The organism is Mycobacterium sp. 852013-51886_SCH5428379 (genome assembly GCF_001665575.1).
Classification (GTDB): Bacteria; Actinomycetota; Actinomycetes; order Mycobacteriales; family Mycobacteriaceae; genus Mycobacterium.
In genome coordinates this window covers 1-25746 of record NZ_LZSU01000010.1, presented here as the reverse complement: position 1 = coordinate 25746, position 25746 = coordinate 1, and the positions used below count along the sequence as shown (strand labels likewise).

The window sequence follows — 25746 nt, the reverse complement described above, 5'->3', positions numbered from 1 at the left end:
AGATGTGTATAAGAGACAGGGTCAGGTGGTGGGGTGGGCGGCGAACCAGTCCAGCAGCAGCGCGGCCAGCTCGTCGGTGCGCTCCTCGGGAATCCAATGCGAGGCACCCGACATCACCTCGAAGCGGTACTCACCGGAGACGTACTTCTCGGTGTCGTAGGCGCCTTTGGGGAGCAGCGCCGCATCGTTGTCGCTCCACACGAACATCGTCGGCACCGTGATCCGGCCGGTGGCCGCACGCGGGTTCAGCAGCGGCATCCCCCGGTACCAGTTGATTCCCGCCGTCAGCGCACCCGGTTCGAGCATGGCGCGGATGTCGCGTTCGGCGAGTTCATGGGTCTGGCCCATGCGGGTCAGTGACTGCTTGGCCACCTTGCCCTGTCCGCGGGAGAGCATGAACTCCGGCAACCACGGCAGCTGGAAGAAGTACATGTACCAGGACGCCAACCCCTGCCGGCTGGTCGCGATGGCCTTGAGGAACGCGGCGGGATGCGGCACCGAGATCGGGGTCACGCTGGCCACCCGTTCGGGCAACGCACCGGCGACGCCCCAGGCGACGGCCGCACCCCAGTCGTGGCCCACCACGTGCACCCGGTCAGCGCCGCTGGCGTCGATCAGGGCCCCGACATCGGCGACCAGCTCGGGGATCACATAGTCGCGGCGCCGGCGCGGCCGCGCACCCGGCGAATAGCCCCGCTGATTCGGCGCCAGGCAGCGGTAGCCCTGCGCGGTCAACCGCTCGACGATCGGGTCCCAGCTGTCGTTTCGCTGGGGGAAGCCGTGCAGCAGCACCACGACCGGGCCGTCCTGCGGGCCGGAGTCGCGGACGTCGAACACCAGGTCGCCTCGGCGGAACTGTTCCATACCGCACAGCATTGCCTATCGGCGCGCGGCCCGGAGGACCGGTCAGCGTTCGGCGAGCACCGAGAACAGTTCGCGAAGACCCTGCAGCGAATGGGCGGGCAGGAATGCGTCGCAGTGCGGTAGCGCAGCGGCCATGGACCCTGCGAGCGGCTGGAAGCCCGGTTGCGCGGCGCGCGGGTTGAGCCAGATGATCCGGTGCGCGCGGCGCCGCATCCGCACCAGCGCATGGTCGAGCACCTCGGGCGGATCGCTGTCCCAACCGTCGGAGGCGAGCACCACGACCGCGCCGCGCAGTGCCGCCCCGTGCGGACCCGCGAGCAGTGCGGCGAGGCTGCGCCCCAGATGTGTGCCGCCGTAGCGGTCGACGACGGTCGCGTTCACCCGGGCCAGCGCCACCTCCGGGGACCGGTGCGCCAGCACGGCGGTCAGCCGGGTCAACGTGGTCGAGAACGCGAACACCTCCGGCCGCACCGTCGTGCGCCGCAGCATCGCGGCTCTCATCAGGTGCAGGTACACCGTCGCGTACGGCTGCATGGACCGGCTGACGTCGCACACCAGCACGATGCGGCGCGGGCGGCGGCGTCGCCGGGTGCGCGCGAGAACCACTGTCTCCCAACCGGTCCGGCGGGAGTCGCGCACCGTCTGCCGTAGGTCGATGCGATCACCGCGGTGGTGTCGTTCCCGCCGCAACGTCGACCGCTGGGGCCAGTCCGCACCCGCCTGATCCAACCACCGGCCGAGCAGACGCAGGTCCTCCGGGTCGAACCGGTCGAACGGTTCGTCGGCACGCGCGACGATGCGGCTGGGCAGCAGATCGGGCAGCTGCACCCCGTCGTCGGATGCGTCGCGGGCGGTCACCGCCGACGGACGGGTGATCCACGGCAGCCCGTCGACGTCCAGCGGCGGGCCGTGCCCCGCCCGGGCGGCGTCGGCCGGCACGACCGGTTCGGACGAGCGGCGGGCGAGGCTGGGCGGGTCCAGGCCGGCGACCGCATCGGCGAACACCGCGGCGAACACGACGTCGAAGGCGTCCAGGTCCGATTCGCGGTTCACCAGGGTCAGCCGCGCGGCCCAGTACAGCTCGTCGGTGGTGCGCGGGGCGAGTTCGCCCATGGCGCGGACGAATTCGCCTGCGCCGCCCGCCGGTACGGCCACGCCGCCGCTGTGCATGCGGCCGACCAGGGCGACGGCGAACGCCGCCAGGTCGACTCCGCGCAGCAGCAGCGGTGTGGTCATCGTCGCAGCCGGCGCAACAGCGCGAGCGCCGCCACGACCAGCACCACCCCGATAAGCGGTGTGGCGTACTTCTTGACCGCGCCGCCGCCGGCGAGGTCAAGCAGATCGATGGGGGCAGCCTCGGTCGGCGAAACCTTGCGTTCGCCGTTGAGCTTGGGCTGCGCGACCGTGACGGCGTCCGCGGTGGTCGGCGCCTGGGTCTGCGCAGTGGGCGGCGGCGGTGGCGCGGTGTCCGCGGCCAGTTCGGCTTCGAGTGAATCGACGAACTGGCCCAGCAGCTTCTCGGACACCTGCTGGAGCATGCCGCTGCCGAACTGTGCCAGCTTGCCGACGATCTTGAGATCGGTGTCGACGGTCACCCTGGTGTGCCCGCCGGCGTCGTGGAGCTGCGCGGTGACCGTGGCCGCGGCGTTGCCGGTGCCGCGGGCTTCCTTGCCGCGGCCGTCGATCACGGCGCGGTAGGTGCTGCGGTCCTGTTCGACGAAGTGCACTTTGCCACTGAATTCACTGGTCACCGGACCCACTTTGACCTTGACCTTGCCCGACACGTCGTCGCCTTCGCGACCGGTCAGGGTGGCACCGGGCATGAGCGGGATGATTCGTTCGAGGTCGGTGAACACCTCCCACGCCTGCTCGATCGGCACCTTGACGGTGAACTCGTTCGCGATCTTCATCAGGAATCCCTTTCGGTCAACTGCAGCTGTACTCGACGAACGCGTCGCGGATCAGCGCGCGGTCGTCGGGGGTTTTGGCCAGTGCGCTCAATCCGGTCTCGGTGTCGCCGGTGGCGGCCAGATCGCCGACGCCGAGGGTGACCAGGGCGGCCACCCAATCGATCGTCTCGGCGATGCCGGGCGGTTTGTCGAGATCCAACGTCCTTGCCACGCCGACGAATTGCGCGGCCTGCTCGATCAGCGGTTCGGTCGCGCGCGGCACCGTGCGCCGCAGGATCTGCACCGCCCGTTGCGGCGGCGGGTAGTCGATCCAGTGGTAGAGGCAGCGGCGGCGCAGGGCATCGTGCAGATCGCGGCTGCGGTTGGAGGTGAGCACAGCGACCGGTCGGTGTTCGGCGGTGAACGTGCCGATCTCGGGTACGGTGACCGACGACTCGCCCAGGAACTCCAACAGCAGCGCCTCGAATTCGTCGTCCGCACGGTCGATCTCGTCGATCAGCAGGACCGGCGGGGTCGGCCCGCGGTGGCGCACACAGCGCAGGATCGGCCGGTCGACGAGGTACTTCTCGGTGTAGAGGTCACTCTCACTGATGCTGTCACCACCAGCCTCCGCGAGCCGGATGCTCAGCAGCTGCCGCTGGTAGTTCCAGTCGTAGAGCGCTTCGGCGGCGGTGAGGCCCTCGTAGCACTGGAGCCGGATCAGCGGTGCATCCAGGATGGCGGCCAACGTCTTTGCCGCAGTGGTCTTCCCGACTCCCGGCTCACCTTCGAGTAGCAGCGGCCTGCCCAGCGTGACGGCCAGATAGATCGCGGACGCGGTTCCGGTGTCCAGCAGGTAGTCGCGTCGGTCGAATCGCTCGATGACGTCGCCGACGTCGGCGAACACCCGCTCAGTGGCAGCGATGATGGGCCTCCGCAGCGGGTTTCGCCGCGGGCTCGGCGACCGTCCTCGGCGGCACCTCCACCCCGTCCAACCGGATTGCCGCAATGACCTCTGCGGCGATCGACACCGCGATCTCGGCCGGGGTGCTGGCCCCGATCGGCAGCCCGACGGGGGTGTGGACCCGGGCTCGTTCGACCTCGGTGAGGTCCATGGTGCCCAACACGGCGGCGCCGCGCACCCGGCTGGCCACCAGACCGATGTACCCGACCCCGCCGTCGAGGGCGGCGCGGATCGCCTCCGCCTCGGGGCCGCCGTGGCTGGCGATCACCACCGCGGTCGCGCCGGCCGGCGGCCCGCACTCGTCGTCCTGCACCTCGTATCCGAGCACCCCGCACACCTCGACCAAAGCCTCGGCGATCGGGGTGGCTCCGCAGATGCGGATCAGCGGGGCCGGAACCTGCGGCACCAGGAAGATCTCCAACGCACCGCCCGAAAGGCACGGGTTGACCACCACGCAGGCGCCGGGCGCCTCCGGGAAGTGCACGTCACCGTCGGGCAGCACCCGCAGCAGCACGCTCTGGTTCGACTGCAGCGCACCCAGCGCAGCTTTACGCACCGAACTCTGCGCGCACTCGCCGCCGACGAAACCTTCGATCGTGCCGTCGGACAGCAGGATCGCCTCGTCGCCGGCGTGCGCGGATGTCGGCGGCTGCGCCCGCACCACAGTGGCGTGTACGAACGGGGTGCGCGTCCGCAGCAGCTGCTGCGCCCGGTCATGAACGGCGAGAACGGAACTCATGATCAGATCGGCGGAGTCGGCCGGCCCTGCATGGCTTCCCACACGCGGGACGGGGTGAGCGGCATGTCGGCGTGCCGGACGCCGAAGGGAGCCAGGGCGTCGACGACGGCGTTCACCACCGCGGGCGGTGAGCCGACCGTCGCGGACTCACCGATGCCCTTGGCGCCGATCGGGTGGTGCGGCGACGGGGTGACGGTGAATCCGGTCTCCAGATCCGGCACCTCCAGCGCGGTGGGGATGAGGTAATCCATCAACGAACCGCCGAGGCAGTTCCCGTCCTCGTCGAAGGCGATCATCTCCATCAGCGCCATGCCGATACCGTCGACGATGCCGCCGTGCACCTGACCCTCGATGATCATCGGGTTGATGCGGGTGCCGCAGTCGTCGACGGCCAGGAACCGGCGCACCGTCACCACCGCGGTGCCGGGGTCGATGTCGACGACGCAGAAGTAGGCACCGTAGGGGTAGGTGAGATTCTCGGGGTTGTAACAGATCTGGGCGTCCAATCCGCCTTCGAGCCCCTCGGGGAGATCGCCGGCGCCGTGGGCGCGCATCGCGATGTCGGAGATCGACACCGACGCCGACGGATCGCCCTTGACGCGGAAACTGCCCTTGTCCCATTCCAGGTCGGCGACCGACGCCTCGAGCATCCCGGACGCGATGATCTTCGCCTTGTCGCGGACCTTGCGGGCGACCAGGGCCGCGGCCGCTCCGGACACCGGCGTGGACCTGCTGCCGTAGGTGCCCAACCCGAACGGTGTCTGGTCGGTGTCGCCGTGCACCACGTCGATGTCGTCGGGCGGGATACCCAACTCCTCGGCGATGATCTGGGCGAACGTCGTCTCGTGGCCCTGGCCCTGGGTCTGTACCGACAACCGCACGACCGCCTTGCCGGTCGGGTGGATCCGCAGTTCGCAACCGTCGGCCATGCCGAGGCCGAGGATGTCCATGTCCTTGCGCGGGCCCGCGCCGACGGCCTCGGTGAAGAACGCCATGCCGATGCCCATCAACTCGCCGCGCTCGCGCTTCTCGGCCTGTTCGGCGCGCAACTGCTCGTAGCCGATCATGTCCATGGCTTTGCGCATGGTGGTTTCGTAGTCGCCGGAGTCGTACGTCCATCCGGTTTTGGAGTGGTACGGGAACTGGTCCGGTTTCAACAGGTTTCGCAGCCTGAGTTCCGCCGGGTCCATCTTCATCTCGTGGGCCAGACAGTCCACCAGGCGTTCGACGAAGTAGACCGCCTCGGTGATCCGGAACGAACATGCGTACGCCACGCCGCCGGGCGCCTTGTTGGTGTACACCGCGGTCATGTGGCAGTACGCGGCCTCGAGGTCGTAGCTTCCGGTGAAGACGCCGAAGAAGCCGGCCGGGTACTTCGACGGTGCCGCAACGCCGTTGAATGCACCGTGGTCGGCCAGCACATTGGACCGGATCGCGAGGATCTTGCCCTCGGCGGTGGCGGCGATCTCCCCGACCATGATGTAGTCGCGGGCGAATCCGGTCGACGTCAGGTTCTCGCTGCGGTCCTCCATCCACTTGACGGGTTTGCCGAGCAGCAGCGAACCCACGATGGCGCAGACGTATCCGGGATAGATCGGCACCTTGTTGCCGAAACCGCCGCCGATGTCCGGAGAGATCACCCGGATCTTGTGTTCGGGCAGTCCGGCGACCAGGGCGTAGAGCGTGCGATGGGCGTGCGGCGCCTGGGTGGTCGACCACAGGGTCAGCTTGCCGCTGACCGGGTCCAGGTCGGCGACCGCCCCGCAGGTCTCCATCGGAGCCGGATGCACACGGGGATAGACGATCTCCTGTTTGACGACGACGTCGGCGCGAGCGAACGCGGCGTCGGTGGCGGAGGCGTCGCCGGTCTCCCAGTCGAAGCAGTGGTTGTCGGCCTTGCCCTCGAGATCGGTGCGGATGACCTCGGTGTCGGGGGCCAGCGCCCGCCGCACGTCGATCACCGGGTCCAGCGGTTCGTAGTCGACGTCGATGAGTTCGACGCCGTCGCGCGCCGAGTAGCGGTCCTCGGCGACGACGAACGCCACCTCCTGGCCCTGGAACCGCACCTTGTCGGTGGCCAGTACGGCCTGGACGTCGTTGGACAGGGTCGGCATCCACGCCAACCCCTTCTCGGCCAGATCGGCCCCGGTGACAACGGCTTTCACCTTCGGATGCGCCTGGGCCGCCGAGATGTCGATGCTGGCGATGCGGGCGTGGGCGTACGGCGAGCGCAGGATCGCCAGGTGCAGCATGCCGGGCAGTTGGACGTCGTCGACGTAGTTGCCGCGGCCGCGGATGAAGCGTGGGTCCTCCTTGCGGAGCATCCGGCCGTATCCGCAGGGTTTCTTGTCGTTGTTCTCGGCGCCGGTGTCAGTGTCGGCGTCAGTGCCTGTACCGGGGCGTTCTTCGACTGCGGTCATGAGGGGCTTCCCGTCTCGATGAGCTCGTCGCCGGCCGCCGGGCCGAGCGTGGCGTCGATCTGTGCCTGCGGCGCGAAATCGTCGGCGTCCGGTCCGGGTTCGACGACCCGGCCGTTCTGGTGCTCAGCCGCCCACTGCACCGACCGCACGATCGTGGTGTATCCGGTGCAGCGGCAGATCTGACCCGAGATCGCTTCGCGGATCTCGTGTTCGGTGGGATGCGGGTTGCTGTCCAGCAGGGCGCGGGCGGTGATCATCATTCCCGGCGTACAGAAGCCGCACTGCAGACCGTGGCACTGCATGAAGCCCTCCTGCACCGGGTCGAGGGTGCCGTCGACCTCCAGACCCTCCACGGTGCGGACGTCGTGCCCACCGGCCATCACGGCCAGCATGGTGCAGGACTTGACCGGGTCCCCGTCCACCGACACCACGCAGGTGCCACAGTTGCTGGTATCGCAGCCCCAGTGGGTTCCGGTGAGCTGCAACTCGTCTCGCAGAAAGTGCACCAGCAGCATCCGCGGTTCGATGTCGGCGCTGACCTGTTCACCGTTGACGGTCATCGTCACCTGCATGCTCATGCCCTCTCTCGAATGCGTGCGACCGCGGTGCGCAGGGTGCGGACGGTCAGTTCGGCGGCCAGATGGCGCTTGTAGTCGGCGCTGCCCCGCATGTCGGACGCGGGTTCGCAGGCCTCAGCGGCGCGCCGGCCCGCATCGGCGTAGGTGTCGTCGGTGGCGGGTCGACCGACCAGCGCCTCCCCCACCGCGGCCAGCGCCTCGGCGTCGGGGTTGACCGCGGTGAGCCCGACCCGTGCCGCGGTGATCGTGTCCCCGTCGAGGGTGGCCGTCGCACCGGCGGCGGCGACCGCCCAATCCCCTACGCGGCGCTCGACCTTCGCGTAGGCGCTCGAGGTGCGGGGCCGCACCGGGATGCGCACCTCGAGCAGGATCTCGTTGTGCGCGAGCGAGGTCTCGTACGGCCCTTCGAGAAAGTCGTCGATCGGGACCTCGCGCTGACCGCCGGGACCGCGCGCGACGCACAGCGCACCGAGGACGGCACAGACGGTGGTGAGATCCTCGGCTGGGTCCGCCTGGCACAGCGACCCGCCCAGGGTGCCGCGGTTGCGGACGACGGGATCGGCGATCACGCGTTCGGCGTCGGCGAAGATCGGGCACACCTCGGCCAGGGCCGCGTGCTCGAGCACCTCGCGGTGCCGGGTCATCGCGCCGATGCGGACCGACGTGGGGTCCACGGTGATGTACCCGAGCTCGCCGGTCAGGTCGTTGATGTCGACGAGGTACTCCGGATTGGCGATCCGCAGCTTCATCATCGGCAGCAGGCTGTGTCCGCCCGCCACGATCATCGCGCCGTCGCCGAGGCGGTCCAGCAGACCGATCGCGTGGTCCACGCTGGTGGCGCGCTCGTATTCGAAAGGGCCGGGAACTTGCATGTGATCGACCTCACACCGTCGGAAGGGACCTCAGTGTGCGGTGCGGGTGATCAGCCCGTCAAGAGCGGGTTAAGTGATCGCTTAAGTCGCTGCGTTCGCCCTGCTCATGATGGATGCGACCGGGGGTGTCGGCGAGCCGGCGGCCCGTGCCGCCCCACCGCAGCGCGATGATCTCCGCCGCGATCGACACCGCCGTTTCCTCCGGGGTGCGGGCCCCCAGATCCAGCCCGACCGGACTCGACAGCCGCGCGAGTTCGTCCTCGGTGAGCCCGGCTTCGCGCAACCGGGCCATCCGATCGTCGTGGGTGCGGCGCGACCCCATCGCCCCGACGTAGGCCACGTCGGGCATCCGCAGCGCCACCTCGAGCACCGGGACGTCGAACTTCGGATCGTGGGTCAGCACGCAGATGACGGTGCGGGCGTCGACCGCCCCCGCGTCGACCTGCGCGCCGAGGTAGCGGTGCGGCCAGTCGACCACCACCTCGTCGGCGGTGGGAAACCGCGCCGGCGTCGCGAACACCGGCCGCGCGTCGCACACCGTGACCCGGTAGCCGAGGAACGACCCCTGTTGTGCGACGGCGGCGGCGAAGTCGATCGCGCCGAAGACCAGCATCCGCGGCCGCGGGGCATAGCCGGCGACGAAGACCTCCATGCCCACGCCCCGCCGCTGCCCGTCCGGGCCGTAGGTCAGCACCTCGCTGCGCCCGGTGGCCAGCAGTCCGCGGGTGTCGTCGGTGACGGCGGCGTCGGCTCGGACAGAACCCAAGGTGCCGGTCACCTCGTCCGGCCGGACGACGAGTCTGCGACCCACCCACGCCGGGTCGGGATGGGCGATCACGGTGACGATCGCGACCGGGCGGTGCGCCTCGATGTCGTCGACCACCGCGCCGAGTTCGGGGAACGTCGCCTTCGACACCGGTTCGACGAAGATGTCGAGCGTGCCGCCGCAGGTCAGTCCGACCGCGAACGCGTCGTCGTCGCTGACGCCGTAGCGCTGCAGCGCAGGCGTACCGCCGGCGACCACCTCACCGGCCAGCTCGTAGACCGCACCTTCGACGCAGCCGCCGGACACCGATCCGCTGACCGAGCCGTCGGGGGCGACCACCATCGCCGCGCCCGGCTGCCGCGGTGCGGAGTGGAACGTGCGCACGACCGTCGCCAGACCCGACGTACCGCCGGCGGCCCACACTGCGGACAGTTCGCTCAGCACGTCTCTCACACAGCCCAATGTAGGGCCACCGTAATGTGACCACCGTGACACCGGCTCAACTCCGGGCCTTTTCGGCGGTGGTGCGGCTCGGCAGCGTGCACGCCGCCGCCGAGGAACTCGGCATGTCCGACGCGGGCATCTCCATGCACGTCGCTCAGTTGCGTAAGGAACTGGACGATCCGTTGTTCAGCCGGACGTCCGCCGGGCTGGCGTTCACCCCTGGCGGGCTGCGGCTTGCGAGCCGGGCCATCGAGATCCTCGGTCTGCAGCAGCAGACGGCCATCGAGGTGACCGAGGCCGCGCACGGCAGACGGCTGCTGCGCATCGCGGCGTCCGCGGCGTTCGCCGAGCATGCCGCACCCGGGTTGATCGAGCTGTTCTCGTCGCGCGCGGACGATCTGTCGGTCGAGCTGTCGGTCCATCCGGCCGGCCGGTTCCGTGACCTCATCGAGTCCAGGGCAGTGGACATCACGCTCGGACCTGCCCCCGCCGACCCGGGACCGGCGCTCGTCGTCCGGCCGTTCCTGAAGTATCAGCTGGTCGCGGTGACGGGTGCGGACAACGCTGTGGCCCAGGGTATTCCGGCACCGCCGCGGTTGCGGGAGCAGACGTGGATGCTGGGGCCGTCGGCGGGTAGCGCCGACGGCGAGATCGCCGCGCTGCTCGGCAAACTGGCCGTACCGGAGAGCCGGCAGCGCATCTTCCAGAGCGACGCGGCCGCGCTCGAAGAGGTGCAGCGCGTCGGCGGTGTGACGTTGACGATCGGCTTCGCCGTGTCGAAGGATCTGGCGTCGGGCCGGCTGGTGCAGTTGAAGGGTCCGAACCTGCAGTCAAGTGGCGAGTGGTTCGCCTCGACGTTGACCCCGGCCGCACGCCAGCCCGCGTCGTCGGAACTGCTCCGGTTCATCACGACGCCGCGCTGCACGCAGGCGATGATCCGCGGCAGCGGGGTGGGCGTGACCCGGTTCCGGCCGAAAGTACATGTGACACTCTGGAGTTGATCAGCGCTCCGGCCGGGTGGCCTCCAGCGCACGGATGAGGGTCGCCGCATCCCACGGCCCCCGGTGCCGTTTCCCGTTGACGAAGAACGTCGGTGTGGAGTTGAGGTCCATCTCCTCGGCGTCCTGCGCGTCGTCCTGAACGCGGTGCAGCACCTTGGACGCGTGCACCCGCACATCCTGGTCGAACTGTGCGATGTCGAGGCCGATCGAGACGGCGTAGCGGTACATGTCCGACCATTCGAGGTCGTCCTGGTGGGCGAACAGTTCGTCGCCCATCTCGAAGAACTTGCCCTGCCGGTGTGCGCCTTCGCTGGCGCGCGCGGCGTCGAACGCCCGCGGATGCGGCCGCTCCAGCGGGAGGTGCCGCCAGACGTAGAGCAACTGGTCGCCGAAATGCGCACGGACTTCGTCGATCGCGCCGGTAGCCCGGCCGCAGAACGGGCATTCGAAGTCTCCGTACTCGACGAGGACCAGCGGTGCGCCGGGGTCACCTCTGATGTGGTCGCGCTCGGGGTCGACGGGACGGATCAGCTTCATGCCAACCGGTTCCGGCGGACTGATCCAATCGGTGACCCGGAAGAACGCCCAGCCGAGCACGAACGCCAGGACGGAGGCGATCAGCACGCCGACGCGTGCCTCGTCCTGTTTGACCGGGTCGTCGATGGCCAGATCGACGATGAACAGCGAGATGGTGAAACCGATTCCGGAGAGCAGCGCACCGCCGGCCACCCGCCGCAGCGACATCCCCGGGGAGAGCTGGCCGAGGCCGCTGGCCCGCATCAACGCGGTGGCGGCGCTGATACCGACGAACTTGCCCACGACCAGACCGGCGACGATGCCCCACGTCAGGCTCGAACCGAGCGCCGCCGAGACCGTGTCCTCGTCGAGGTGCACCCCGGCGTTGGCGAGGGCGAAGATCGGCAGCACCAGGAACGAGACGTACGGTCCGACGGCGGTGTGGACGCGCTCGTTGATCGAGATCGATTCGCGCAGGCCGCGGGTGACCGCGCGGGCGTATTCCGGATTGGGTGACTGCCGGAACGCGCGGAAGAGGTCGACGGTCTGTTCGACCTGCTGCCGTGCCGGGGTGAAGACCGGGATGAGCAGCGCGACGGCGACACCGGCCAGGGTGGGATGCACGTGCGCGAGGTAGAGGGCCACCCACAGCGCGAAACCCAGTACGGCATAGGCGAGTCCGCGGAGCGCGGGCAGAAACCGCACCGCCGCCAGCGCGACGAGCAGCGCCAGCGCGACGAGCAGGGGCGTGATCCGGAGGTCGTCGGTGTAGAACAGCGCGATCGCGGCCAGCGCGCCGACGTCGTCTACGACGGCGAGGGTGAGCAGGAAGATCCGCAGCCGGGCAGGGAATTTCGGCTTGATGACGGCGAGTGCGCCGACCAGGAAGGCGGTGTCGGTGGAGATGACGACCCCCCACGCCTGGGCGTCGTCGCCGGACGGGTTGAACAGCAGGAAGATCACCGCGGGTGCGATCAGCCCGGCGATAGCGGCCACCACCGGGACCGCGGCCCGCGACCGGTCGGTCAGCTCACCGATGGCGAACTCCGCCTTGACCTCCAGGCCGACGATGAAGAAGAAGAACGCCATGAGCGCGTCGTTGACGAGATGTTTGACCGACATCTCGGTGTGGTGCTCGCCGAAGGTCAATCCGATGTCGGTGTTCCAGAACGTCGAATAGGTCTCGGCCCAGGGAGAATTCGACCAGGCGATGGCCAGCACCGTGGCGAGCAGCAGCAGGATCGCGGCGGTGTTCTCGGTGGAGCGGGGTTTGCTGGGATCGCGGCTGAACCGGCTGGGGAGGAGGTTGCCGAGCCCGACCCCACCGGCTGGGGAGGCCGTCGTCACGTCTCGGGCGTCGGGTTCGCGGCCGCCCGGCCTTCGCTGACAGCGTGCGCAGCCTCCATGAGCATCCACCCGGACAGCTGCACCGACAGATCGCGCTCCGGGATCTCCGAGGCGTTGACCGCCCCGTCGACGGATTCGGCTTCGTGTCCGCCGGCTGTGGGCAGCTCGGCGGTGCGGTCCCAGAAGGCACCGAACAGCGGGACGCCGCCCACGCCGATGGTCTGCCGGTTCTCCCAGGCCGCGCCCGCCGAGGCGAGGACGAGGTCGCCGGCGGTGCGCCGGGTGGCGGCTTCGGCGTCGCCCGCACCGGGCAGCGCGGTGGCGGCCAGCGCCAGGTACCGGGCGAGGATGCCGTTGAACAGGCCGCCGTCACCGCCGCCGGCGCCTTTGAGGACGCCACCCGGCGCCATGTGGTCGTGAACCGCGGCGACGAGTCGACGCACCCTTTCGGCGTGCACCTGGTCGCCGGTGCGGACAGCGAGCTCCACCTCGAGACCCAGCACCACGCCCTGGCAGTAGGTGTACTGCGCGCGGACCAGCGAGCCGGCCTTGATGCCGTCGAACACCAGCTTCGTCTCCGGGTCGATGAGCACCTCGTCGATCCAGTCGGCCATCTGTTCGGCACGTCGCAGCCGGTCGTCATAGCGGGCCAGGAAGATCCCGGCCGGGCCGTTGGCGGGCGCATTGAAGAACTGGTCCTGCTTGCGCCAGGGGATCCCGCCGCCGTCCTCGGGCACCCATGCGTTGACGAACTGATCGGCCAGCGTGTGCAGCGCCCGCGGCTTCTCGACGCCGGCGAGCCGCCCGGCCCGCTCCAGCGCGAGCGCCAGCCACGCCATGTCGTCGTAGTAGTCGTTGACCCATCTACCGAGATTGCGCAGCCGGTGGGATCGGACCTGGCGGGCGATGCGGCGCTGCCGGTCGGGGTCGGGGGCACGTACCTGCGCGTCGACCAGACAGTCCAGCAGATGGGCCTGCCACCAGTAGTGCCAGATACCGAACCACTTGTGCCTGCTCGCGGCAGGCCACGCGACGACCCCGAGTTGGGTACCCGGCAAACCCCACAGCGGTCGCAGATGCCGCTGGGTGATCGCGGCTTCGGCGCTGGCCGCCCGGTTCGCCCACAGCTGGTCCATGGGTCGATCCTGCCAAACAGGCGTCCACCCCGGCAGTGTTCAGCGGGCACCCGCGAAACGCATGAGACATAAACGTCTCATATGAGATACAGTCGTCTCATGGCTACCGACCGCGATCAGCTGCTGGAGTCGGCGGCCGACTTCCTCGGCCGCCGACCGAACGCGACCGTCGACGAGATCGCCACCGCGGTCGGCGTGAGCCGGGCGACCCTGCACCGGCATTTCGCCGGGAAGCCGGCGCTGATGGCGGCCCTCGATGAACTGGCGATGGCCAAGATGCGGGAAGCGATCGAGGCGGCGCGTCTGCACGAGGACTCCGCCACCGACGCACTGCGACGACTGGTGTCGGCGTGCCGGCCCGTGGCGCCGTACCTCTGCCTGCTGTACAGCCAGAGTCAGGAACTCGACCCCGACGAGTCCATGCAGGGCTGGGCCGAAACCGACGCCGCATTCACCGCGTTGTTCGAGCGCGGTCAACGTGCCGGCGAGTTCCGGCCCGACCTGTCCGCCGCCTGGTTGACCGAGGCCCTCTACAGCCTGGTCGCCGGGGCGGGCTGGGTCATCCAGGTCGGCCGGGTCGCCGAGCGCGACTTCGAGCACATCATCACCGAACTTCTCCTGAACGGAGCGCGCTCCTCATGACACGGCGTTGGCTCGCCCTGGGTGTCCTCACCCTGGGAGTCCTGCTCATCGGTGTCGACGGCACGGTGCTGGCGCTGGCCACGCCGTTCATCAGCCGCGACCTCGGCACGTCGGGCACCGAACTGCTCTGGATCGGCGACATCTACTCCTTCGTGCTCGCGAGCCTGCTCATCACCATGGGCAGCCTCGGCGACCGCCTCGGGCATCGCAAGCTGCTGCTCTGGGGCGCAACGGGTTTCGCCGTCGTCTCGGTCATCACCGCCTATGCGCCCAATCCTGAGCTGCTCATCGGCACCCGCGCCCTGCTCGGCGTGGCCGGAGCGACGCTCGCGCCGGCCACCCTCGCCCTGATCCGCGGGATCTTCACCGACGATCGCGAGCGCAGCCTGGCCGTGGGCGTGTGGGCGTCGGCGTTCTCGGCGGGCGCGGCACTCGGCCCCCTGGTGGGAGGCGTTCTGCTCGAACATTTCTGGTGGGGATCAGTGTTCCTGATCAACGTGCCGGTGATGGCGGTGCTGCTGATCGGCGGCGTCCTGCTGCTTCCCGAGCACCGCAATCCGGAGCCCGGGCCGTGGGATCTGCCCAGCGTCGGACTGTCGATGACCGGCATCCTCACCCTGGTCTACGCGATCAAGGAGTTCGCCGCGCACGGACCGCATCTCGAGTCGGCCGCCGCGGGGGTCGTCGGCGCCGCGGCGCTGACGATATTCGTGCGACGACAGCTGCGCCTGCCCAGCCCGCTGATCGACGTGCGGCTGTTCACCAACCGCGCATTCTCCGGTGTCGTCGCCGCCAATCTCCTGTCGGTGCTGGGCCTTTCGGGTCTGGTGTTCTTCCTGTCCCAGTTCTTCCAGCTGGTGCAGGGCTACAGCCCCCTGGGGGCCGGCCTGGCCGAGCTCCCCGCGGCGCTCACCGCGACGATCTTCGGTGTTCTGGCGGGAATCGCGGTACGCCGGTGGAGTCAGCGCGCTGTGCTGACGACCGGTCTGGCGCTGGTGGGCGTCGCGATGGCCGCACTCACCACCATCCGACCCGATACGGCGTACCCGCAACTGGGGGTGTCGCTGTTCGTCGTCGGCGTCGGGCTCGGGTTGGCGTTCACGGTCGCCAGTGACGTCATCCTGGCCAGCGTGCCGCGCGATCGCGCCGGCGCCGCCGCCGCGGTGTCCGAGACGGCCTACGAGTTGGGCATGGCGCTCGGCATCGCCACCCTGGGTTCGATCGTCACCGCGGTCTACCGGAACATGACCGTGCCGCAGGGCGTTCCGGCCGGGGCGGCCGAACATGCCCGCGATTCGCTGGCCGCGGCGGGTCAGGTCGCGGACACCCTGCCGGCAGGTCAGTCCGAGGCGCTGCTCGACGCGGCGCGGGAAGCGTTCACCAGCGGCCTGGCCATCGCGGCAGGGGCAGGCGCGGCGTTGATGTTCGCTTCCGCGCTGACGGTGTGGATCCTGTTGCGGCAGTTGGGCTCGGCTGCGTCACCAGGCCGTGTCGAGGTCGGCGTGCTGAACGATCCAGGTGTGCATGGCGATGCCGGCGGCGACCGCCGCGTTGATGCTGCGGGTGGAACCGAAGGCGGCGATCGACACGGTCATCCGCGCACCGGATTTTGCGTCGTCGGTGATGCCCGGCCCCTCCTGTCCGAAGATCAGCAGGCAGTTCCGCGGCAGCGCGGTGTCCTCGAGCCGGACCGCGCCGGGCACGTTGTCGACTGCGACGACGGTCAGTCCAGCTTCGCGCGCGAAGCCGATTAGCTCCTCGGTGGTGTCGTGGTGGCGCAGCCGCTGATAGCGGTCGGTCACCATGGCGCCGCGCCGGTTCCAGCGCCGCCGTCCCACGATGTGCACGGTGTCGACGGCGAACGCGTTGGCGGTGCGGACGACACCGCCGATGTTGGCGTCGTTGCCGAAGTTCTCGATCGCGATGTGCAGCGGGTGCCGGCGTCGGTCGATGTCGGCGATGATCGCCTCACGCGTCCAGTAGCGGTAGGCGTCGACGACGTTGCGGGTGTCGCCGGTGCGCAGCAGGTCCGGGTCGTAGCGCGGATCGTCGGGCAGCTCCCCCAGCCCCTCCTCGATCCACGGTCCGACGCCCGGACCCTCGCCCCATTCGGTCGGCCCGGGTTGAGCGTCGTCAGTCACCGGAGGTCCACAGCGCGGCGTGGGTTCCGACCATCGAGGCGGAGGCATAGAGCAGCGCCCGGTTGATCTCGCCCTGGGTGCACAGCGACACCCGTACCGACACGCCGTCGAGCGAGGCGTCGGGCAGAACGAGCACCGACGCGCCGTACGCCGCGCACGCGTAACTGAGTCCGGGTGGGGGCAGGGTGGGTCCGACGACGATCATCGTCGGGCCGCCCCGGCGTTCGGCCACCTCGCGGTATTTCGCTGCGGTGCCGTCGATCTGGAGCCCCAGCAGCATGTAGCCGTTCCCGGTGAACGCCTGCGGTTCGCCCAGTGCCTCCGGTCGGAGCTGCGCGCCGTCCGCGCTGAAACCCTCGGCGCTCGTGGTCTGCGCGGTCAGCGCGCCCGCGCCATCCTCCATCGGCGGCGTGCCCACGGGGAACGCCGCGGCGTAGGCCACCGTCGTCTCCGGGATGCGGTCCTGCGGGGAGTAGGCATAGACGCCGCGGACCTGATTCTGGTCGCGCTGCGGGCCCAGACAGACCGTTCCGCTCAGCCGGTCGGGGCTGGGCGCGCTCACCGGCGTGATGCTGAGGTCGTCGACGTTGCGGCAGGCGCCGAGTGCATTCGCCTCGATGGGGTGGGCCAGTGCGCCGTAAAGCCCGAAGCGCAGCGAGTCCGCCGCAACCGGCGCCCCGGATCCCGAATGAGAAGCGTCGATGTCGACCAGCACGCTGTCGCCCTCGAACCGCAGATTCGCCACCGAGATGTTCCAGCCGGCCACCGCCAGGGATTCACCGAACGCCGCGGTCGGCGTCGCGTAGACCTCGGTGGGTGCGTCGGCGTCGGAGCACGCGGTGGCCCCGAGGAGCACCGCGGTGGCGACGACCGCGATCAGCCTGCGCACCGGCGGTCAGGTCCGGCCGCGGCCACGGCCGACGACGCGCGTCAGCGTGCGCACCAAACCACGCGGGACCAACCGGCTGCCGGTGGTCAGCACCTTGTACTGGACGCCGGGCACGATGACGATCCGGCCTTTGGCGACGTCGGCGAGGCAGTCGCGGACGACGTCGGCCACGCTGAGCCAGAAGAACGACGGCGTCCCGGACATCTCGATGCCCGCCCGCTGGTGGAACTCGGTGCGGACGAATCCCGGGCAGAGAGCGTGCACACCGACGCCGGTGCCGCCGAGTCCGTTGGCCAGCCCCTCGGAGAACGCCACCACCCACGCCTTCGACGCGGAGTACGTCGACCCCCGGCCGGGGAGCAACCCCGCGACGCTGGCGACGTTGATGACGGTGCCGGATCCGGCGGCCAGCATCGGCGGCAGCGCGGCGTGCGTCAACGCCATCACGGCGGTGACGTTGACGTCGAGCTGGGATTGCAGCAGTTCCAGGTCAGCGGTCCAGAACTCCCCCGACGTGCCGAACCCGGCGTTGTTGACCAGCACCTGCACCCCGGCGGCGAGCCGGTCGGCGACCTTCGCACGGTCCGCGGCGACCGCCAGATCAGCGGGCAGGACCTCGACGGCCACACCGCCCACGTCGCGCAGTTCGGAGGCCAGGGCTTCCAGCCGGCTGACGTCGCGGGCGACGAGGACCAGGTCGTAGCCGTCCTGCGCGTAGCGCCGGGCGAAACCCTCACCCAACCCTGCGGTCGGTCCGGTGATCAGCGCGACAGGACGAGACATGCCTGAAGACAGTACTTAGCGCGGCAGCTGCGACGACTGCCGGCCGTTACGCGGTGGAGCGGGGTTGCGCGGCGGAGCCGGACGGGCCGCGGGTGGGCCCTCGGGCCGGGCCGCCTCGGGACGCGGAGCGTGCGCACGGGCGGGAGCGGCGAGATCGGGGCGACCGGCCTCGGCGCGCTGCTGAAGTTCGGCCTGCCGGTTGGGGGCCGGATGGATCGGGCGGCTCGGGGAACCGCTGCGCCGGGCGACCGCCTGCACGGAATCGGACTGCGGGGTCGGCGGCAGCACGCGGAGCAGGTCGTTGAACTGCCGCACGGTGCGCAGACCCTCGTCCCACTGGGCGCGGGTGCTGGTCACCGGCATGCTGATCAGCGTCCAGTTCTCCTCGTTCCACATGATCTCCGCGCAGTCGGGCGCGGTGTGAGCGAAGGTGACCATGCGACGGTCGCAGGCGCGGCGGGCGGCGTCGAGGTTGGTGGAGTACACCATCCGCGGACCGATCGCACCCAGCAGCCAGATGTCGTTCTCGCGGGGTTCCTTGATGTCCTTGAGGCGCAGGTCGACGACCACATTGGTGCCGACCTTGCGGTGCAGGGCGATGACGGTCGCGACGTCCTCGAGGTCGAAGATGAAGACGGCCTCGCCGCGGATCTGGCCGAGGACGACGTTCTTGGCGTTCACCTCGCCGACGGTCGACATCACGCCGCGCTTCCAGCGCTTGACGATGTCGGAGGATTCGTGCTCGTAGTCGAAGCCGTGCGACTTCGCCCAGGATTTGCGGCGCCGTCCGAGCCCGCGCCGCCGGTCGATGTCGACATACAGCAGCACGGCAGCGCCCACGAAGCAGAGCGCCGACAGTGTGAACCAGAGCGGGACCATCGCGCCTAGCCTACTTGTTGGTAGCGGGTTAGCCCGAACTCATCTTGGTCACAACCCCGTCTCGAGCGTGCTCACCAGCCCCAATGGCCACATGGGTACGTCCGGTTCCCGCACTGCTTTGCGAGATTGAAGCAACGTAGCGAATGTTCGGGTGCAGGCCTGCGTGGGTTCGGTCTCGCGATGGCCGATGCGAAGACCCCGCCACACCGGAGTGTGACGGGGTCTGCGCGGTCATCGGGTCAGCCCAATACGAGGTGATCCCCGTCCGGGCTGAGGTTCACCGGCACGATGTCGCCGTCGTGCACGTCGCCGGCCAACAGCAGCTTGGCGAGCTGGTCGCCGATGGCCTGCTGGATCAGCCTGCGCAGCGGCCGGGCGCCGTAGAGCGGATCGAATCCGCGCTCGGCCAGCCACTTCTTCGCCGGCAACGACACCTCGATGGTGAGGCGACGCTGTGCCAGCCGCTTCTGCAGCTGTGCCAGCTGGATGTCGACGATCGACACCAGCTCCTCGGGGTTGAGGCCGTCGAAGATGATCACGTCGTCGAGCCGGTTGATGAACTCGGGCTTGAAGGCCGAGCGCACCGCCGCCATCACCATGTCCTCGGTACCGCCGGCGCCCAGGTTGGACGTCAGGATGAGGATGGTGTTGCGGAAGTCCACCGTGCGGCCCTGGCCGTCGGTCAGGCGTCCTTCGTCGAGCACCTGCAACAGCACGTCGAACACGTCCGGGTGGGCCTTCTCGATCTCGTCGAACAGGATCACCGTGTACGGACGGCGGCGCACCGCCTCGGTGAGCTGACCGCCCTGGTCGTAGCCGATGTAGCCGGGAGGCGCACCGACCAGTCGGGCGACGGAGTGCTTCTCGCCGTACTCACTCATGTCGATGCGGACCATCGCGCGTTCGTCGTCGAACAGGAACTCCGCCAGCGCCTTGGCCAGCTCGGTCTTACCGACGCCCGTCGGGCCGAGGAACATGAACGAGCCCGTCGGACGGTTCGGGTCCGCGACACCGGCCCGGCTGCGGCGCACCGCATCGGAGACGGCCGTCACCGCCTTGCGCTGGCCGACGACCCGCTTACCCAGTTCGTCCTCCATGCGCAGCAGCTTGGCGGTCTCGCCTTCGAGCATGCGGCCGGCGGGGATGCCGGTCCACGCCGACACCACCTCGGCGATGTCGTCGGGGCCGACCTCCTCCTTGAGCATGACGTCCTCACGCGCCTGGGCCTGGGGCACCGCGGCGTCGAGCTTCTTCTCGACCTCCGGAATGCGGCCGTAGCGCAGCTCGGCGGCCTTGGCCAGATCACCGTCGCGCTCGGCGCGGTCGGATTCCTGACGCAGGGCGTCGAGCTGTTCCTTGAGCTCGCGCACGACGTCGATCGCGTTCTTCTCGTTCTGCCAGCGGCTGGTCAGCTGGGTGAGTTCTTCCTTCTTGTCGGCCAGTTCGGAGCGCAGCTTGACGAGACGCTCCTTGGACGCGTCGTCCTCTTCCTTGGCCAGCGCCATCTCTTCGATCTCGAGGCGACGGACGAGCCGCTCCACCTCGTCGACCTCGACGGGCCGCGAGTCGATCTCCATGCGCAGTCGCGACGCGGCCTCGTCGACCAGGTCGATGGCCTTGTCGGGCAGGAAGCGCGCGGTGATGTAGCGGTCGGACAGCGTGGCGGCCGAGACGAGCGCGGAGTCGGTGATGCGCACACCGTGGTGCACCTCGTAGCGCTCCTTGAGGCCACGCAGGATGCCGACGGTGTCCTCGACCGACGGTTCGCCGACGTAGACCTGCTGGAAGCGGCGTTCCAGCGCTGCGTCCTTCTCGATGTACTTGCGGTACTCGTCGAGCGTGGTTGCGCCGACAAGCCGCAGTTCACCGCGGGCCAACATCGGCTTGATCATGTTGCCGGCGTCCATCGACGAGTCACCGGTGGACCCGGCGCCGACGATGGTGTGCAGCTCGTCGATGAAGGTGATGATCTGCCCGGCCGAGTTCTTGATGTCGTCGAGGACGGCCTTGAGGCGTTCCTCGAATTCACCGCGGTACTTCGACCCGGCGACCATCGAGCCCAGGTCGAGGGAGACGACGGTCTTGTCGCGCAGGCTCTCCGGCACGTCGCCGGCGATGATGCGCTGGGCCAGGCCCTCGACGATCGCCGTCTTGCCGACGCCGGGTTCGCCGATCAGCACCGGGTTGTTCTTGGTGCGGCGCGACAGCACCTGGACGACGCGACGGATCTCGGTGTCCCGGCCGATGACCGGGTCGAGCTTGCCTTCGCGGGCGCGGGCGGTCAGATCGGTGGAGTACTTCTCCAGCGCCTGGTAGGTGCCCTCGGGATCAGGGCTGGTCACGCGGGCGCTGCCACGGACCTTGGTGAAGGCCTCACGCAGGGCCTGCGGCGAGGCGCCGTGCCCGGTGAGCAGCTTGGCGGTGTCACTGTCGCCGGTTGCCAGGCCGACGAGCAGATGCTCGGTGGAGACGTACTCGTCGTCCATCTCGGTGGCGAGTTGCTGGGCCACTGTGATCGAGGCGAGGGCCTCGCGATTCAGCTGGGGTTGGCTGTTTGCGCCGCTGGCGCTGGGCAGCCGGTCGATGAGGCGTTGCGTCTCGGCGCGAATGGTCGCGGGTTCGACGCCAACCGCCTCCAGTAGAGGGGCGGCAATGCCGTCGTTCTGGGTGAGCAGTGCCATCAACAAATGGGCGGGCACGATCTGGGGGTTGCCTGCGGCCGTGGCCGCCTGCAACGCCGAGGTCAGCGCCGCCTGGGTCTTGGTCGTCGGATTGAACGAGTCCACGACAACTCCGATCGTCTAGCAGGATTGCTTGTCGACAGGTTCAACGTCGCTAAGGTTGAGTCTGTTCCGCTCAAGTCTAGGTAATTTCCGCAGACGTGGGAAGAGGGAGTGCTACCAGCGGCCGGGCCCCCGACCGAAACGGTTCATGGCCTCGAGGGGTCCACCGACCGCCAACCGGTCGTACAGATGGTGCGCGAATGCCGTGGCGATGAGGAGATCCGGTAGCGGAGCGGCCAGCAGCGCGGGACATCGCAAGGTGTAGTCGAAGTAGTCGGTACTTCCGTCGGCGTAGCGCCACCGTCGTTCGACGACTGCGAGGACCTCGCCGGACGCGGCGCGAACCGGGGTGTCGATTGCGGCGAACGGCTCGTTCGGTCGAACGCACACCTGGGTCGACCCCAGGCTGCTCGCACCGCCTTCGAGCACCACGTCGAGTCGCGACGTGCGGAAGAGCCGCCAGTAGCTGCTGGTCTGACGTAGCCGACCGATCACGCCGCCGCCCACCTCCACCAGGAGGTGATGGTGCCGAGTCGCGCCACCGACTCGGGTGAGGGTGAGTGCCACGGACCCGGTCGGCCGGACGAGATCGAATACGAGGGTCGCGGTCTCCCGGCCGATCAGCGCCGGGACACCCTCCCGCGGCCGGATCACCGCGAGTTGGGTTTCACGACCGTCGTGCACGGAGCAGGCGATGTCCACATCCGCCTGTCCGGGAATCGCCCGGAAGAGCAGAACCGGCTCGCCGAGCGGAAGGTTGACCGGCAGTGGCGCAACGTGATTCGTCCATTGCATGCCGTCGAAATATCGCAGTTGATGAGCGGACGCGGGATCGCTGAACCATCCGGCGGCAGCGCCGTCCATCGCTGGGGCCTTCCGTCTCGCAGAACCGGGTGAATGCCCCTCGACCCTAAGGGAGACGGCCGTCGCTCATGCGCACGAAATGGTGCTGAGCAATCATCGGGACCACTGTTACCGTGAGTGCACGACGCGCTTGGAGGGCTGCGGAATTGGGGTTGACGGACATACTCGGGGACGCGGCTGACCTCATTCCGCCGAACCCGATCACCGAAGCGATTGATTCGGTAGGCAATTTGATCGACGTCGCACGCGCAATCGACGACAACGGAATCGATGCGTTGTGGAATGCCGCCGCCGACATCGGCGAAGGCGCCAGCGTGGTGGAGTTCTTCCTGCCGAAATCGAAGCAGACGCCGATCATCTCTGGCGGGTTGAAAATCATCCAGGGATTTCAACACTCCTGCGGCGACCCCAACGAGATCGATCGGGGCGACGGCTACGCGAAGGGCTACCAAAAGCACAACGAGATTGCCGACGCATTGGCGAAACCGGTTCCCAACGCCACGTGGACGGGTGCCGCGTCGGACGCCTATTCGTACGCCAACGAACAACAGCGCCTGCGCGCGAAACGGATGGTCGATGCGGACATCGCAATCAACGGCGCGATTTCCGCGGAGGCGCACGAACTGACCTCGGTTCGGCGCATGCTCAACGAGGCAGCCACCGTGATGGGCAACGCCATCATCCCCGCCGTCGCAGCGCTTGCGATCCCCAGGTACGGCAAAGGCTTGTCGCTTGCGATTCAGCTGGGCGTGGTGGGCGCGGCGGTGCCCGGCGCCATCTGGCGTATGGAAGCCCTGCAGGACGTTTCCGAGAACGTCAGCAAGAGCGTCACCGACGCAAAGCGCATATACGAGGAGGTGACGCGCTCATGCGTGGACATCAACCTGTGAGCACCCCGCGATGACGGCGCCTTTCGACCCCCCGCTGCAGGTAGATCCGCGGCATCTACAGGAACTCGGCGACCAGCACAGTGCCATCGCCGGACAGATCGGTCAGGCGGCACCACTGACCGACGGCGTCGCCGGCGCCGTCACGCGCAGTCACGGTCCGGTATGCCATCCCCTGTGGTCCAAGCTGGCCGACGCCGAAGCTCTTCGGCGAGAGGCATGCACAGCGATGCAGGCGACATCCGAGCGCTACGCCACCAACCTCACTGACGCCGCGCGCAGGTACCGAGCGACAGACGAGGACTCGGCCGGGGCGATCTCCGACGCGGGCCCGCAATAACCGTGTCGGAGCCCTGGGATCTTTCCGCGCTCGACGACCAGCCTCCCGCGATGTCGTCGTTCGACGATATTCATCACCCGTCGGGTCTGGATGCTCTCGACGCGTACGGCACCGACCGTCGTGATGACCCCCGTCAGGATGACGGCCCCGAGTTCACCGTCACCGGCCGGGCCGGACGGGTCACCGCCACGACCCTTCTCACCGGGCAGATCGCGCGCGTCGATCTCTCCCCGGGCGTGACAGAGCTGAGCGAATCCGAACTCGAACGGGAAATCCTCGCCGTCGCCGCTGCCGCCGCGCTCAAGGCCCGCGCGGCGCAGAACCAGTTCGTGTCGGGACTCATGCTCGCCCAGGGACAGGATCGCGATACCGTGCGCAACCTCGTCGAACATCACATGGGTCTGCCATCTCCGGAGGACGCTCTGATCGCCGAGGCGGCGCTGACGCGCGAAGACGCGTGGGATGAAGGCTGACTGACCTCATGGCCGTCCCGGTGGGCTCACACCGCGATGCGCGACACCGCCCAGGGCAGCGTGGCCGGCGGGATCGCGCCGGAGTCGATCACCACGGCCGTGGCCACTCGACCGTCATTCGGCAGGACGATGCTCGCGCCCGGATCGCCGTAGGTTCCCGCGCAGTCGCTGAGGCAGCGGCCGGTGGTCGGGTCGATCCGGTCGGCGAACATGTCGTTGATCCATCCGGCCATGAGCAACTGCACCGCCGGTGGATTCTGCGGCAGCGGCGGACCGGCAACCAGATACGTCCCCAGCTGGATCAGCGGATTTCCGCCGAGCTGCGCGTCCACGTGCACACCGCCGTCGACGACGACGCCGTTGAATTTCCCGGGCCGGAACTCCGACAGGACGCGCTGCACGGTGCTGAAGGAGTTCAGGAAGTTCGGCGGCGCCGCGATCTCGTAGACGGGTACGTAGTCGGCGGGATCCCAGTCGTTACTGGCCTCCAGCCGGTTCAGCCGCTCCATCGCGTTCGGCAGGATCGGCGGGAACGGCACCCCGTCGAGCGACAGGATTCCGGCCAGGTGGTTCTCGGCGTCCTGACCGTCCGCCCGGCGGGCGACCAACCCCTCTGCGTAATGGCCGGCCACACCCGGAGCGAAACCGCCGCCCAGCGAGTGCCCGACGATCACGAAGTCGGCCGGCACCGTCAGATCCGACCGGCCCGCGCCGGCGGCCGCGGTCGCCAGGCTCGCGTTCAGCGCCTGCCGGTCCTCGTCGAGGAGCAATTGCGCCACGGCCTTGTGCAGGGCGTCGCCACCGAGCCACATGTTGCCGTCGGCGAACGGGTTGGAGGGGATCGTGGTGGCGATGACGACGCTGTTGGTCCGCTCCGCGAGCAGCGACGCGGTGTAGCTGTACATCGGACCGGTCGCGAGGATGCCGTGCTGCAGATAGATCAGCCGCTGCGGTTGTCCGTGGGTCGGGAAGTACCAGTCCGCCTGGAGATCCGTGCCGGGGGCGACCGTCAGGGTCGACGTGCCCACCGTGACGTCGTCGCGCAGCGCCTCCGGCACCACGGGAGGGCCGTCGAGCGTCTGTACCAGGGTGCCGATCAGGGTGAACACCGTGGAGCCGACGGCTTTGACGATCGGCGGGTAGTCCTGCTGGAACGGTCCGATGATGTCGCCGACTAGGCCGGCCTCGCCGGTGTTCTCGGTGGGCAGCGGATCGTCGTCGGGCGCCTGCGCGGCGAGGTCGGGCGTCCGCGGCTGCGGGGATTTGAGATCCCCTGCGCGCGCGACACCTACGGTTCGGCCGTCGGTGTCGGCGTCGGTCTCGGCCTGAACGGCCCGCAGCGCTCGCCGGGTCGGCCGGGCGTCGGCGTCGTCGTCCGCGCGGACTGCGCGGGCCGTGCTGCGTTGCGCGCTCTGCTCAGCCCGATCCTCGGCCGTGCCCGATGGTTTTCGCTCGACGCCGGCGGTCGCCGACGTCGTGTGTGCCCCGGAGCCCTGCCCGCCCTCGACGTCCTGTCTCTTATACACATC

Annotated in this window: 22 protein-coding genes and 2 pseudogenes; 6 read left to right on the top strand and 18 right to left on the bottom strand. The window is 69.1% G+C overall.

From position 1 onward, the window contains the following. Nucleotides 1-21: 21 nt before the first annotated feature. From A5757_RS02700 to A5757_RS02660, 9 genes are read right to left on the bottom strand one after another with little or no spacing between them, the layout of a single operon-like run. Entirely contained in the window at nt 22-864 is an 843-nt protein-coding gene (locus tag A5757_RS02700; protein ID WP_066828436.1) for an alpha/beta fold hydrolase, read from the bottom strand. A 42-nt stretch (nt 865-906) separates the two neighbouring features. Further along, nucleotides 907-2100 (bottom strand): VWA domain-containing protein, encoded by a 1194-nt coding sequence (locus tag A5757_RS02695; RefSeq protein WP_066828434.1) that lies wholly within the window; start codon nt 2098-2100, stop codon nt 907-909. Next, the gene (locus A5757_RS02690; RefSeq protein ID WP_066828432.1) at nt 2097-2774 is read right to left on the bottom strand and encodes an SRPBCC family protein; all 678 of its coding nucleotides are present in this window, start codon (nt 2772-2774) and stop codon (nt 2097-2099) included. The genes A5757_RS02695 and A5757_RS02690 overlap by 4 nt, the downstream gene beginning before the upstream one ends. 16 nt (nt 2775-2790) lie before the next feature. Further along, a complete protein-coding gene (locus tag A5757_RS02685) occupies nt 2791-3660 on the bottom strand; it encodes a MoxR family ATPase (RefSeq protein WP_156618132.1) in 870 nt (289 codons plus the stop codon). Between the two features lie 4 nt (nt 3661-3664). Next, the gene (locus A5757_RS02680; protein ID WP_066828446.1) at nt 3665-4456 is read right to left on the bottom strand and encodes an XdhC family protein; all 792 of its coding nucleotides are present in this window, start codon (nt 4454-4456) and stop codon (nt 3665-3667) included. 2 nt (nt 4457-4458) lie between these two features. Beyond that, nucleotides 4459-6876: an aerobic carbon-monoxide dehydrogenase large subunit gene (locus A5757_RS02675; protein WP_066828430.1), complete on the bottom strand. Its 2418-nt coding sequence runs from the start codon at nt 6874-6876 to the stop codon at nt 4459-4461. Then, nucleotides 6873-7448 (bottom strand): (2Fe-2S)-binding protein, encoded by a 576-nt coding sequence (locus A5757_RS02670; RefSeq protein WP_066828428.1) that lies wholly within the window; start codon nt 7446-7448, stop codon nt 6873-6875. Before A5757_RS02670 ends, A5757_RS02675 begins: the two co-directional genes overlap by 4 nt. 2 nt (nt 7449-7450) lie before the next feature. Continuing rightward, nucleotides 7451-8326: a xanthine dehydrogenase family protein subunit M gene (locus A5757_RS02665; protein ID WP_066828426.1), complete on the bottom strand. Its 876-nt coding sequence runs from the start codon at nt 8324-8326 to the stop codon at nt 7451-7453. A 58-nt stretch (nt 8327-8384) separates the two neighbouring features. Further along, complete coding sequence (locus A5757_RS02660; RefSeq protein WP_066828424.1) at nt 8385-9545, bottom strand: XdhC/CoxI family protein; 1161 nt, start codon at nt 9543-9545, stop codon at nt 8385-8387. A gap of 35 nt (nt 9546-9580) precedes the next feature. Between A5757_RS02660 and A5757_RS02655 the strand changes: the two genes are divergently transcribed. Next, complete coding sequence (locus tag A5757_RS02655; protein WP_066828444.1) at nt 9581-10537, top strand: LysR family transcriptional regulator; 957 nt, start codon at nt 9581-9583, stop codon at nt 10535-10537. Here A5757_RS02655 and nhaA read toward each other — a convergent pair whose 3' ends face one another. Continuing rightward, the gene (gene nhaA / locus A5757_RS02650) at nt 10538-12400 is read right to left on the bottom strand and encodes a Na+/H+ antiporter NhaA (RefSeq protein WP_066828422.1); all 1863 of its coding nucleotides are present in this window, start codon (nt 12398-12400) and stop codon (nt 10538-10540) included. Beyond that, entirely contained in the window at nt 12397-13536 is a 1140-nt protein-coding gene (locus A5757_RS02645) for a glycoside hydrolase family 76 protein (protein WP_066828420.1), read from the bottom strand. The genes nhaA and A5757_RS02645 overlap by 4 nt, the downstream gene beginning before the upstream one ends. A gap of 99 nt (nt 13537-13635) precedes the next feature. Here A5757_RS02645 and A5757_RS02640 point away from each other — a divergent pair, with 99 nt between their 5' ends. Both A5757_RS02640 and A5757_RS02635 read left to right on the top strand, forming a co-directional pair. Next, nucleotides 13636-14178 (top strand): TetR/AcrR family transcriptional regulator, encoded by a 543-nt coding sequence (locus tag A5757_RS02640; RefSeq protein ID WP_066828418.1) that lies wholly within the window; start codon nt 13636-13638, stop codon nt 14176-14178. Next, nucleotides 14175-15767, top strand: a pseudogene (locus tag A5757_RS02635) (MFS transporter); the annotation flags it as partial. The gene A5757_RS02640 and the pseudogene A5757_RS02635, both read left to right, overlap by 4 nt. On the opposite strand, the gene A5757_RS22645 reads toward A5757_RS02635, so the two are convergent. The 6 genes from A5757_RS22645 to A5757_RS02605 all read right to left on the bottom strand — a co-directional run bounded on the left by A5757_RS22645 (nt 15657) and on the right by A5757_RS02605 (nt 22517). Continuing rightward, the gene (locus tag A5757_RS22645) at nt 15657-16319 is read right to left on the bottom strand and encodes an RNA methyltransferase (RefSeq protein WP_082929285.1); all 663 of its coding nucleotides are present in this window, start codon (nt 16317-16319) and stop codon (nt 15657-15659) included. The pseudogene A5757_RS02635 and the gene A5757_RS22645 overlap by 111 nt on opposite strands. Beyond that, nucleotides 16312-17208, bottom strand: coding sequence for a hypothetical protein (locus A5757_RS02625; RefSeq protein ID WP_066828415.1), 897 nt, complete (start codon nt 17206-17208; stop codon nt 16312-16314). Before A5757_RS02625 ends, A5757_RS22645 begins: the two co-directional genes overlap by 8 nt. 6 nt (nt 17209-17214) lie before the next feature. Then, nucleotides 17215-17991: an SDR family oxidoreductase gene (locus tag A5757_RS02620; RefSeq protein WP_066828414.1), complete on the bottom strand. Its 777-nt coding sequence runs from the start codon at nt 17989-17991 to the stop codon at nt 17215-17217. Between the two features lie 15 nt (nt 17992-18006). Continuing rightward, nucleotides 18007-18870 carry a trehalose monomycolate transport factor TtfA gene (gene ttfA, locus A5757_RS02615; protein ID WP_066828413.1) on the bottom strand — a complete coding sequence of 288 codons (864 nt, stop codon included), beginning with the start codon at nt 18868-18870 and terminating at the stop codon, nt 18007-18009. Nucleotides 18871-19109: 239 nt separating this feature from the next. Next, complete coding sequence (gene clpB / locus A5757_RS02610; protein ID WP_066828412.1) at nt 19110-21656, bottom strand: ATP-dependent chaperone ClpB; 2547 nt, start codon at nt 21654-21656, stop codon at nt 19110-19112. A gap of 111 nt (nt 21657-21767) precedes the next feature. Beyond that, a complete protein-coding gene (locus tag A5757_RS02605) occupies nt 21768-22517 on the bottom strand; it encodes a DUF2510 domain-containing protein (protein WP_066828411.1) in 750 nt (249 codons plus the stop codon). Between the two features lie 152 nt (nt 22518-22669). Here A5757_RS02605 and A5757_RS02600 point away from each other — a divergent pair, with 152 nt between their 5' ends. From A5757_RS02600 to A5757_RS02595, 3 genes are read left to right on the top strand one after another with little or no spacing between them, the layout of a single operon-like run. Then, nucleotides 22670-23407: an EspA/EspE family type VII secretion system effector gene (locus A5757_RS02600; protein WP_082929284.1), complete on the top strand. Its 738-nt coding sequence runs from the start codon at nt 22670-22672 to the stop codon at nt 23405-23407. A 10-nt stretch (nt 23408-23417) separates the two neighbouring features. After that, a complete protein-coding gene (locus tag A5757_RS22640; RefSeq protein ID WP_082929283.1) occupies nt 23418-23744 on the top strand; it encodes an ESX-1 secretion-associated protein in 327 nt (108 codons plus the stop codon). Nucleotides 23745-23794: 50 nt separating this feature from the next. Further along, nucleotides 23795-24217, top strand: coding sequence for a hypothetical protein (locus tag A5757_RS02595; RefSeq protein WP_156618130.1), 423 nt, complete (start codon nt 23795-23797; stop codon nt 24215-24217). 26 nt (nt 24218-24243) lie between these two features. On the opposite strand, the pseudogene A5757_RS23370 reads toward A5757_RS02595, so the two are convergent. After that, a pseudogene (locus A5757_RS23370) lies at nt 24244-25746 on the bottom strand (hypothetical protein); the annotation flags it as partial.

Coding starts and splice junctions, on each gene's coding strand:
- A5757_RS02700 (WP_066828436.1), bottom strand. CDS start 864: ATGGAACAGTTCCGCCGAGGCGACCTGGTGTTCGACGTCCGCGACTCC.
- A5757_RS02695 (WP_066828434.1), bottom strand. CDS start 2,100: ATGACCACACCGCTGCTGCTGCGCGGAGTCGACCTGGCGGCGTTCGCC.
- A5757_RS02690 (WP_066828432.1), bottom strand. CDS start 2,774: ATGAAGATCGCGAACGAGTTCACCGTCAAGGTGCCGATCGAGCAGGCG.
- A5757_RS02680 (WP_066828446.1), bottom strand. CDS start 4,456: ATGAGTTCCGTTCTCGCCGTTCATGACCGGGCGCAGCAGCTGCTGCGG.
- A5757_RS02675 (WP_066828430.1), bottom strand. CDS start 6,876: ATGACCGCAGTCGAAGAACGCCCCGGTACAGGCACTGACGCCGACACT.
- A5757_RS02670 (WP_066828428.1), bottom strand. CDS start 7,448: ATGCAGGTGACGATGACCGTCAACGGTGAACAGGTCAGCGCCGACATC.
- A5757_RS02665 (WP_066828426.1), bottom strand. CDS start 8,326: ATGCAAGTTCCCGGCCCTTTCGAATACGAGCGCGCCACCAGCGTGGAC.
- A5757_RS02645 (WP_066828420.1), bottom strand. CDS start 13,536: ATGGACCAGCTGTGGGCGAACCGGGCGGCCAGCGCCGAAGCCGCGATC.
- A5757_RS02640 (WP_066828418.1), top strand. CDS start 13,636: ATGGCTACCGACCGCGATCAGCTGCTGGAGTCGGCGGCCGACTTCCTC.
- A5757_RS02620 (WP_066828414.1), bottom strand. CDS start 17,991: ATGTCTCGTCCTGTCGCGCTGATCACCGGACCGACCGCAGGGTTGGGT.
- ttfA (WP_066828413.1), bottom strand. CDS start 18,870: ATGGTCCCGCTCTGGTTCACACTGTCGGCGCTCTGCTTCGTGGGCGCT.
- A5757_RS02605 (WP_066828411.1), bottom strand. CDS start 22,517: ATGGACGGCGCTGCCGCCGGATGGTTCAGCGATCCCGCGTCCGCTCAT.
- A5757_RS22640 (WP_082929283.1), top strand. CDS start 23,418: ATGACGGCGCCTTTCGACCCCCCGCTGCAGGTAGATCCGCGGCATCTA.
- A5757_RS02595 (WP_156618130.1), top strand. CDS start 23,795: ATGTCGTCGTTCGACGATATTCATCACCCGTCGGGTCTGGATGCTCTC.